Here is a 9,386-nt window from a genome sequence, read left to right as displayed (position 1 = left end):
AGGGTTTTACATACTGTTCAATCTTCTGTTTTCAAAGTGCTTTTTGTGTTGTCCGTTTCATGAGCAACCCGTTTATTATATCGTGTTGCTTCTGTTTTGTCAACAACTTTTTTATTTTCTTTTTTTATTTCTTTCACTGTTTTTCGACAGCTGGTATATAATACCATGGTTTCTTTTATCTGTCAACCATGTTTTTCAATTTCTTCAAAACTTTTCTCATCGTTCATCGATGTGTTTTGGAAGAAGTTTGTCGCCGTTCTCAGCGACGAGGTATATCATATCAAAGCCTTCGACAAAAGTCAACATATTTTTCGAAATTTTTTAATAATTTAGAAAAACATGATTTTCATAACATTCGTGACAAAAAAGGAGCTCATCTCCGTTTGCAGATGAGCTCCTTTTTTCCAACTATAAGATCAGGCATTTTTGCCGCAGCATTTCTTGTATTTCTTACCGCTATTGCAGGGACAGGCATCATTGGGATAGATCTTCTGAATATTCTTCCTTTGAGCACTCACTTCATTATAACCTTTCATTACCATCTCATAAGGTTTATGCCCCCTGTTTAGCACCATTCGGGTATTGTTCCAAATATCAGTCACAATTACAGCAAGCTTCTCCATATGTTCGGATGAACCCATGAGTATTCCCGCTGCTTCTAAATCGTTTACGACTTCCTGAAGTTGTCCACCCATACTGATCTCAGCCTGAACCTGGCGGAGTATCAGAGGTATCATGTCATCCGGCACACTTAATTCAGAGATCAGGAATTCACTAAGCCTGCTTAATTCTCCCCCCATTAAAAATCCGGAATTATCCGCCATAAAGCGGATTTCCAGCTGAGTAGGAATATAATAGGGAACTTTCCTCTGCGTACGCAAAAGATCGTTATAACTTTTTTGCTCTGCCAGCGCTGCATCGACTAAATTACCATCGATATAAGTTACCATTAAACGATAAGGTCTTAAAGATTCGTATGCGCTTAAAAGTTCCTCCACTGTCAGTTTCTTTTCTTCATACTTATTAAATGTTTCCAGAAGGACAGATGGAGGGGTTATGGCATACAGGGAATTGGCAGCACAGATATAGTCACCGATTCTGCTTATGCGGGTACGCTCTTCCTGGAACTCAGCAGTATTTAGTGCTTCGTATGCTTTTACAACTTCCTCTGCAACCAGAAAACTGCGGTCTGCTCCCGAAGTTATATATCCTCCTGCATAAAGATATTCCAAATTTTGTTCTTCCAGAAAATCTAGCTTTGTGCAGCCAGACATTACCTTCTCAAATGCATTCATTTCACAATCGCGAACACAAAGAAAATAAGGCTTCATTATTTTTTCATTTAATATGTAAGAAATGGTCTTCTGCACTAATTCTTCTTTATTTAACTTAGTGGTTCCAGTCATCTGATGTCTTTTTGCTATCTCCAGTATACTGTTTTTATCGTAGCAGTCAAAGATATCGGAAATAATGATGGGCTTAAATCCGTCAGCCATCTGTTCCAGACGCAGATTCACTGCCGCCATATCATATTCCATCTCATTATCAGATGAACCTTCCCCTTTATATTTAATTACTCTGGGTGCCGTCTCCTGATACTCATCTAAATAGTCTTCTGTCTGAATTGTAAATTCCCGGTTACTGGTACCATAAGACACATATGTAAATTTGGAATCCTTTCCTATCTGATCGTTAATGGCCTGGGCTGCTGGAAGATACTGATAGTTTCCCGTCTGTTCTATATTATCTGAGGCTACCCGTATTTTCTCTGAACGAAATTCAAATTGATACGGTGTTTGGCCAGACCAGCAAAATGACGCCTGAATCGTATTGTGAAGTGTTTCAAACGTTACTCCTTGCGGTACCAGAATCCTTCTCCAGATCGGCGGCTTGCTTCCTTTGATCGTGATTTTCAGTTGATATGCTCCCATGAAAACGTCCTCCATTCTCGTATCCTCTGTATCCGTTCTTAAAAAATTACGGAATCATCTTTTGTTATTTCTATAATAAAATGCACGTAACAATTTACCACATTTGCTCCCATTCTGTCCAGTCCATCCCGTTATTTTTATAAAGAATAACAGGATTTTACCGTAATTTTGCGGTTTTTACCGTTTTTACCGGACGGGAAAGAAAAGATTATGAATCTAAACTACTTTTCTGCAGATACTGATTTTAGAAGAATTATACACCAGTTACTGTGTTTTACACAAGCTTTACAGACTCTATACCAAAACATGATTTCAGAAAAAAGAACCGACTGCTATACTCCAACTTGTAAGCGAAAGCAATTTAAAAAGAAAAGAGGAGATAGTAATTATGAAAAAAAATTTAATTAAAATACTTGCAGCAGCTGGTATGGCTGTGTTAACAATGGGAGCATTAGCTGGATGCGGAAATAGTACGACTGAGACAACAGCAGCTGGAACAAAAGCGGCTGAAACAACTGCAGGCACAACCCAGACAACTACTGCTGCCGCTGCAACAACAACAGCTAAGGCCACTGCAGATTTAAAAGGTTCCATCAGTATGGTTGGTTCTACTTCAATGGAAAAGCTTGCAACTGCTTTAAGTGAAGTATTTATGGAAAAATATCCTGGTGTTACCGTACAGGCTGAGTTTGTTGGATCTGGAGCAGGAATTGAAGCTGTTACCAACGGAGCTGCTGATATCGGAAATGCCTCCCGTAATTTAAAAGATGAAGAAAAATCAAAAGGAATTGTTGAAAATATAGTAGCTATTGATGGTATTGCGGTAGTAACCGATCCTTCTAACAAAGTAGAAAATCTGACAAAGGATCAGCTGATTGCCATCTATAACGGAACTACCACCAGCTGGAAAGATTTAGGCGGTGCAGATCAGCCTATCGTAGTCATTGGACGTGAATCCGGCTCTGGTACAAGAAGTGCATTTGAAGAGTTATTAAAACTGGAAGACAAATGTAAATACAGCAACGAACTTGACAGTACTGGTGCTGTAATGGCAAAGGTAGCATCTACTCCAGGCTCCATTGGCTATGTTTCTCTTGATGTACTTGACAAAACCGTAAAAACATTAAAGCTGGAGAATACAGATCCTACACCAGAGAATATTAAAGCAGGTTCCTACTTCTTAAGCCGTCCATTTGTTATGGCAACCAAAGGTGATATTTCCAAGCAGAACGACAATGTAAAAGCATTATTCGATTATATCCATTCTGATGAAGGAAAAGAATTAGTAAAATCTGTTGGTTTAATCCCAGCAAACTAATCGGAACAGGAATAGCCGTTCCTTCCTATATCGAATGCACTTCATGGGGACGCAGCTGAATGCTTTGGCTACGTCCCCATCTCACGAAAGGAGCCATTATATGCAACCAAAGTCTTATTCCATATTTGGCGGTCACGGAAGTAAATCTGGTATTGAACATGCTGCAGAAGTGATATTTACCATCTGCGGCTTCTTTGCTGTTCTGGCTGTGGCGTCAATCAGTATTTATATGTTAACAAGCGGCACTCCTGCATTGTTTAAAGTGGGAATTCTGGATATTTTATTTGGTTCTGTCTGGAAACCAGATGCGGCCGTACCCAGCTTTGGAATCCTATATGTTATCTTAACCTCAATTGTTGGTACCGCTCTTGCTATCTTAATAGGCGTTCCCATCGGTGTTATGACATCGGTATTTCTGGCAGAGGTAGCCCCTCAAAAACTGGCCGATATCGTCCGCCCTGCAGTCGAGCTTTTAGCTGGAATTCCATCTGTTATTTATGGTCTTTTAGGAATTCTCATATTGAATCCGATTATGTACGATCTGGAACTGAAGATTTTTAAAGGCTCTTCCACCCATCAGTTTACAGGAGGAGCTAATTTAATCTCGGCGGTACTGGTTCTCGCCCTTATGATTCTTCCAACTGTAATCAATATCAGCGAAACTGCCCTCCGCTCTGTTCCACAGCATTTTAGAAGTGCATCCCTGGCATTGGGCGCAACAAAGATACAGACGATCTTCCATGTGGTAATTCCTGCTGCAAAATCAGGCATTATAACTGCCATAGTTCTGGGTACCGGCAGAGCAATCGGTGAAGCCATGGCAATTAGTCTGGTATCAGGAAGTTCTGTAAACTTTCCGCTGCCCTTCCACTCCGTCCGCTTCCTGACTACAGCCATTGTATCAGAAATGTCCTATGCCTCCGGCCTTCATAAGCAGGTTCTGTTTACCATCGGGCTTGTCCTGTTCGTCTTCATTATGATGATAAACGTAATTCTCAACAGCCTTTTAAAGAAAGGAGAGGATAAAAATGACAAATGATCTCACAATACCTGTTCATAGGGATTCCATTATTGTAAATAGTATTTATAATGGTAAGAAAAGAGTTTCAGACTCCCTTTTGACTATACTTATTTATTTATGCGCCCTGATATCAATTTTTATTCTTATCGGCATCATGGGATATGTGTTTGTAAGAGGAGTTCCCCGGATAAATGTTGCATTTTTAACTACAGTGCCAAGTACCATAAAAGGAACCTTTGGTATTCTGGGAAATATAGTCAATACATTGTACGTGGTATCAATTACACTGGTTATCGCTACCCCTCTTGGTGTGGGCTCTGCCATATATTTAAACGAATATGCAAAAGGCGGTAAAGTGGTTCGTATTATCGAATTTACCACAGAAATATTATCCGGTATTCCTTCCATTATATTTGGACTTTTCGGGTATGTGTTCTTTGGCACTACGTTAGGACTTGGTTATTCCATACTGACTGGCGCCCTGACCTTATCCATTATGGTTCTTCCGCTTATTACACGAACCACACAGGAAGCTTTAAAAACAGTTCCAGAAAGTTACCGCTCCGGCGCATTGGGAATTGGTGCAACGAAATGGTATATGATCCGCACTATTTTGCTTCCCAGCGCAATGCCTGGTATTGTAACAGGAATTATTCTGGCAATCGGACGAATTGTAGGGGAATCTGCAGCTTTGCTTTTTACAGCAGGCAGCGGTTATATACTCCCCAGAAGTTTCCTCGGAAAGATATTTGAATCCGGCGGAACGCTGACCATTCAGCTTTATCTTTGCATGCAGAAAGCAAAATATGACGAGGCCTTTGGAATTGCTGTGGTACTGCTTGTTATCGTACTTGCAATAAACGGTCTGGCCAAATATCTGTCCCATAAATTTAACACGGAGGCGAAAGAATCGTGAATACAAATACAATTAAAATTTCAACCAATCAATTAAATTTATACTATGGCACGAATCACGCTTTAAAAGACGTAAATATGGAACTTTGCACAAATAAAATCACCGCATTTATCGGACCATCCGGTTGTGGCAAATCTACTTACTTAAAGACCTTAAACCGTATGAACGATTTAGTTCCAGGTGTTAAAATTGAAGGTGAAGTACTTTTAGACGGAGAAAACATCTACGACTCAAGAGTTGACACTACACTGTTACGCAAAAAAATCGGTATGGTATTCCAACAGCCCAATCCTTTTCCCATGAGTATCTACGATAATGTAGCTTACGGTCCCAGAATTCATGGCATCAAGAATAAATCTGAGCTTGATGATATTGTGGAAAAAAGCCTGAAAGGTGCTGCGCTTTGGGAGGAAGTATCCGGTCGTTTAAAAAAATCTGCGCTTGGTCTTTCCGGCGGCCAGCAGCAGCGTCTCTGCATTGCCAGAGCCTTAGCTGTGGAACCTGAAGTTCTGTTAATGGATGAACCCACTTCAGCCCTTGATCCTATTTCCACGTTGAAAATTGAGGATTTAATGGATGAGTTAAAGGAAAAATATACAGTAGCCATTGTAACTCATAATATGCAGCAGGCAACCCGTATTGCTGATCACACCGCTTTCTTTCTGGTAGGCGAAGTTGTGGAATATGCTCCAACTACCGAGCTGTTTACCGCTCCGAAAGATTCCAGGACAGAGGATTATATCACTGGCCGTTTTGGCTGATTTATGATTAAACGAATAAAGGAGAAATAAATATGACAACAAGAGTGAATTATGAGCATGAATTAAATCTTTTAAATGATGATATTAAGGAGATGGGACGTTTGGTGGAAAATTCCATTGAACAGTGTTTTATCGCCTTTGAAGATCAGGACTTTGAAAAAGCAGAAGATATTATAAAGGGTGACCGTACCATCAATGATCTGGAACGTTCCATAGAAGCACGCTGCCTCTCCCTTATTCTTCGTCAACAGCCGGTAGCCGGAGATTTAAGAGTGGTTTCCAGTGCTTTAAAGGTGGTTACAGACTTAGAGAGAATCGGGGATCATGCATCTGATATCGCTGAACTGATCCTTCGCATTAAAGGGGAGCATGTCTATCATGTAGTTCGCCATATCCCTTCCATGGCAACTGCTGCCAGAGAGATGGTAAGATGTTCGATTGAGGCATTTATTAAACAGGATTTAAGTATTGCTAAAGAAATTGAGAAACAGGATGATGTGGTGGATGAACTGTTTGATAAGGTAAAGGTAGATGTGGTAGACTTATTGAAACAGTCCACTGAGCATATTGACCAGTGTATTGATTTGCTGATGATTGCCAAATACCTGGAGCGAATCGGTGATCATGCAGTAAATGTATGCGAATGGACAGAATTTGCAAAAACAGGCGCTTTGAAGAATGTACGGATCTTATAACGCATTATACAATATAAAAGTGCCGCTAAACAGCTGCAGTATGACTGTTGAGCGGCATTTTTCTGTATCGTTTCACAGATTCCCATTCAGAGGGCGGTGTTCTCATATCTGTTCAGCTCTTCTTTAAAAGCCAGCGTTTTATTTACAACTGCCATCAGTGTTTTAAACTGCCCTGGTGTGAGCTGCTGTTCCTTATCGCTTAATGCTTCCGCCGGGGACGGGTGTACTTCTATTTCAAGGCCATCACAGCCAGCCATCACCGCGCTTAAAGACATTGGTAAAATCAAATCTGCTCTGCCGGTAGCATGGGACGGATCTACTACTACCGGCAGGTGGCTCAGACCTTTTGCAACGGCAACGGCACTTAGATCCAGAGTGTTTCTGGTATAGGTCTCAAACGTCCGGATTCCTCTCTCACATAAAATCACATCCGGGTTTCCTGCATTCATAATATACTCCGCGCTGCTGAGCCATTCTTCTATTGTTGCATTCATTCCACGTTTTAGCAGGACCGGTTTCTTTATCTTACCTACTTCAACCAGCAATGAATAATTCTGCATATTTCTTGTGCCGATCTGAAGAACATCCGCATATTCGCCAATCAGATATACATCTCTTGTGTCTGTGACTTCAGTAATAATGGGAAGGCCGGTTTCCAGTCCTGCCTTGCTTAAATACTGCAGACCGATCCGTCCAAGCCCCTGGAAGGAATATGGAGACGTCCTGGGCTTATAGGTCCCGCCCCGAAGCATGTTAGCCCCTGCTGCTTTTACAGATCTGGCAGCTTTCATAATCTGTTCCTCCGATTCCACGCTGCAGGGTCCTGCGATGACAAGAAAATCTCTTCCAACGGTAATATTACCTATCTTTATTTCGGTCTTTGGAGTAATTATGTCATGATTCTTTGCCATTACCAGCTTTAAATCTTTCATTTTCCATCACTTTTCTTTCAACTAACTGGGCCAGCTGACCGACGATCTTAAACGAAGGATCAGCGATTTCAGCATCTGTAAACTCAATATCATATTCTTCTTCCAGGCTTACAAGGAACTGTATAATACCCATTGAATCTATATAACCACTTTCCAGGTAGTTAAATGACTCAATGTCGGTTTCTTTATCTAATGTATATTTTCTTTGAAGTTCCTTTAAAATAAAATCTCTAGCTGTCATTTTTATACCCTCTCCCTATTTTTATTTTATTTGAACACGCCATGTTTCGTTACATATTCCGGAAGATTGTATTTTTCCAGTTTTCCCAATGAATTTTTTGGTAATTGATCCAGAAAAACAATCATGTGGGGCTGTTGATAATCTGCCAGATTTTTTGCACACTGAATCTGAATTTTCCGTTTGCTCAACAGGGTATCCGGCTTTGACACAATCGCCAATGCCACTACCTCTCCAAGCCTGTTATCCGGATAAGCAAAAGCGGCACATTCCTTTACCTCCGGAAGCTTTTTTATGCATTCCTCAATATCCTGGGGATATACATTAATGCCTCCTGTAATAATCAATTCTTTCTTTCGTCCTGCAAAATATAAATATCCTGCTTCATCCAGGTATCCCAGATCACCGGTTTTAAAATAACGATCCTGCAGTGCATCCTGAAAGATTTCCGACTGATTATAATAACCATTGCACATCAGTGTTGTTTTACAGGTAATTTCACCAATTTCTCCTGGCTTTGCAATATTCTGATCCTCTTTTATAATTTTTACCTCAGCTTCCGGCAGCGGTCTGCCAACGGAGTATTTTTTACCCATTGTTTCTCTGAAATTGATACTGGTAACGGTTGAAGTCTCTGAGGTGCCATACATTTCATGAAAATCACAATTCAGTTTATCGATTAATTCATTTTTGATATGGTTTTCTAAAAGAGAGGAAGAAGATACCACACATCGGAGAGAATCGATCTCAGGTACAAAGGGACTGGTTAGCAGCTCTGCGATCTGACCCAGCTGGGCTGAAACTGCAATGGTGAAGGTAACTTTCTGATCTTTCACACAATTTAACCACAAAGCAGGAGTGAACCTGGGCAATAAGATGCTTGTTGCGCCAATAAGGAGCGGCATTAAAACCAACCGCTCTGCCAGAGAATGATAGAGTGGTGTTGCAGCCAGTATCCGGTCATCTTTTTTCAGATTGTATAACCTGATGTGCGCCATTGCTCTTTCTAATTTATTATTCTGTGTTAAATCAATGGGTTTTGGCTCACCGGTGGAACCAGAGGTCATGGTTATAATCAGAGTTTCCTTTCCCGTCACCTGTTTCACCACTGGTCTTTTATCTGACATTTTTAGTATCGAGTCAAATGTCAAGGTATTTTTCCATGAACCATCCAGACAGATCTGTACTCCTTTTAGATTTAAGTCAATTTTCCCTTCTGTCTGTTCCAGAAAATTTTTTCTTGCAATTAAATGTTTTACATCTGCGGCTGTGAACAAAGACTTTATTGCTTCTGGCGGCAGGGTTGGATTAATGGGCACCAGCGCCGCTCCAAGATTGGCTGCTGCAAGGATCAAAGCCGCTGATTCAATACTGTTATTCATAGGAATTCCTATGTGATCGTTGTAGATGACTCCGGCTTTTATTAAAAAATTGGAATACCTGCATACCAATGCTGCCAATTCCTCATAGGTAATCGTTTTGTTATCACACCAGATTGCCGTTTTCTGTGGATATTCAGAGGCCATGTCAAAAAACAAATCGCATAATTTGCTCATCGTCTCACTCCTTTCCCC

Annotated in this window: 9 protein-coding genes; 5 read left to right on the top strand and 4 right to left on the bottom strand. The window is 40.7% G+C overall.

Translation table 11 applies throughout. The features are described from left to right. Positions 1-416 precede the first annotated feature (416 nt). Positions 417-1,931: a plasmid pRiA4b ORF-3 family protein gene (locus tag ABS301_RS23180; protein ID WP_349674437.1), complete on the bottom strand. Its 1,515-nt coding sequence runs from the start codon at positions 1,929-1,931 to the stop codon at positions 417-419. A gap of 388 nt (positions 1,932-2,319) precedes the next feature. On the opposite strand from ABS301_RS23180, the gene ABS301_RS23175 reads away from it, so the two are divergent. From ABS301_RS23175 to phoU, 5 genes are all read left to right on the top strand, one after another. Further along, positions 2,320-3,249, top strand: coding sequence for a phosphate ABC transporter substrate-binding protein (locus ABS301_RS23175; protein WP_349674436.1), 930 nt, complete (start codon positions 2,320-2,322; stop codon positions 3,247-3,249). Positions 3,250-3,349: 100 nt separating this feature from the next. Then, positions 3,350-4,288: a phosphate ABC transporter permease subunit PstC gene (pstC, locus tag ABS301_RS23170; protein ID WP_349674435.1), complete on the top strand. Its 939-nt coding sequence runs from the start codon at positions 3,350-3,352 to the stop codon at positions 4,286-4,288. Further along, positions 4,278-5,186 (top strand): phosphate ABC transporter permease PstA, encoded by a 909-nt coding sequence (pstA, locus tag ABS301_RS23165; protein WP_349674434.1) that lies wholly within the window; start codon positions 4,278-4,280, stop codon positions 5,184-5,186. Before pstC ends, pstA begins: the two co-directional genes overlap by 11 nt. Further along, entirely contained in the window at positions 5,183-5,947 is a 765-nt protein-coding gene (gene pstB, locus ABS301_RS23160; protein WP_349674433.1) for a phosphate ABC transporter ATP-binding protein PstB, read from the top strand. Before pstA ends, pstB begins: the two co-directional genes overlap by 4 nt. A gap of 32 nt (positions 5,948-5,979) precedes the next feature. After that, positions 5,980-6,642 carry a phosphate signaling complex protein PhoU gene (gene phoU, locus ABS301_RS23155; protein WP_104437690.1) on the top strand — a complete coding sequence of 221 codons (663 nt, stop codon included), beginning with the start codon at positions 5,980-5,982 and terminating at the stop codon, positions 6,640-6,642. An 86-nt stretch (positions 6,643-6,728) separates the two neighbouring features. On the opposite strand, the gene aroF is transcribed toward phoU, so the two are convergent. The 3 genes from aroF to ABS301_RS23140 are packed head-to-tail and all read right to left on the bottom strand — an operon-like array spanning position 6,729 to position 9,368. Next, positions 6,729-7,574 (bottom strand): 3-deoxy-7-phosphoheptulonate synthase, encoded by an 846-nt coding sequence (gene aroF / locus ABS301_RS23150; protein WP_349674432.1) that lies wholly within the window; start codon positions 7,572-7,574, stop codon positions 6,729-6,731. Beyond that, a complete protein-coding gene (locus ABS301_RS23145; protein WP_349674431.1) occupies positions 7,537-7,815 on the bottom strand; it encodes an acyl carrier protein in 279 nt (92 codons plus the stop codon). Before ABS301_RS23145 ends, aroF begins: the two co-directional genes overlap by 38 nt. Before the next feature lie 26 nt (positions 7,816-7,841). Next, the gene (locus ABS301_RS23140) at positions 7,842-9,368 is read right to left on the bottom strand and encodes a class I adenylate-forming enzyme family protein (protein WP_349674430.1); all 1,527 of its coding nucleotides are present in this window, start codon (positions 9,366-9,368) and stop codon (positions 7,842-7,844) included. Positions 9,369-9,386: the final 18 nt, after the last annotated feature.

Origin of the sequence: Lacrimispora sp., from assembly GCF_031982545.1 — a bacterium.
In the GTDB taxonomy this organism is placed as follows: Bacteria; Bacillota; Clostridia; order Lachnospirales; family Lachnospiraceae; genus Lacrimispora.
Note: the sequence above shows the minus strand (reverse complement) of the source record. Positions and strands in the feature narration are given on the sequence as shown.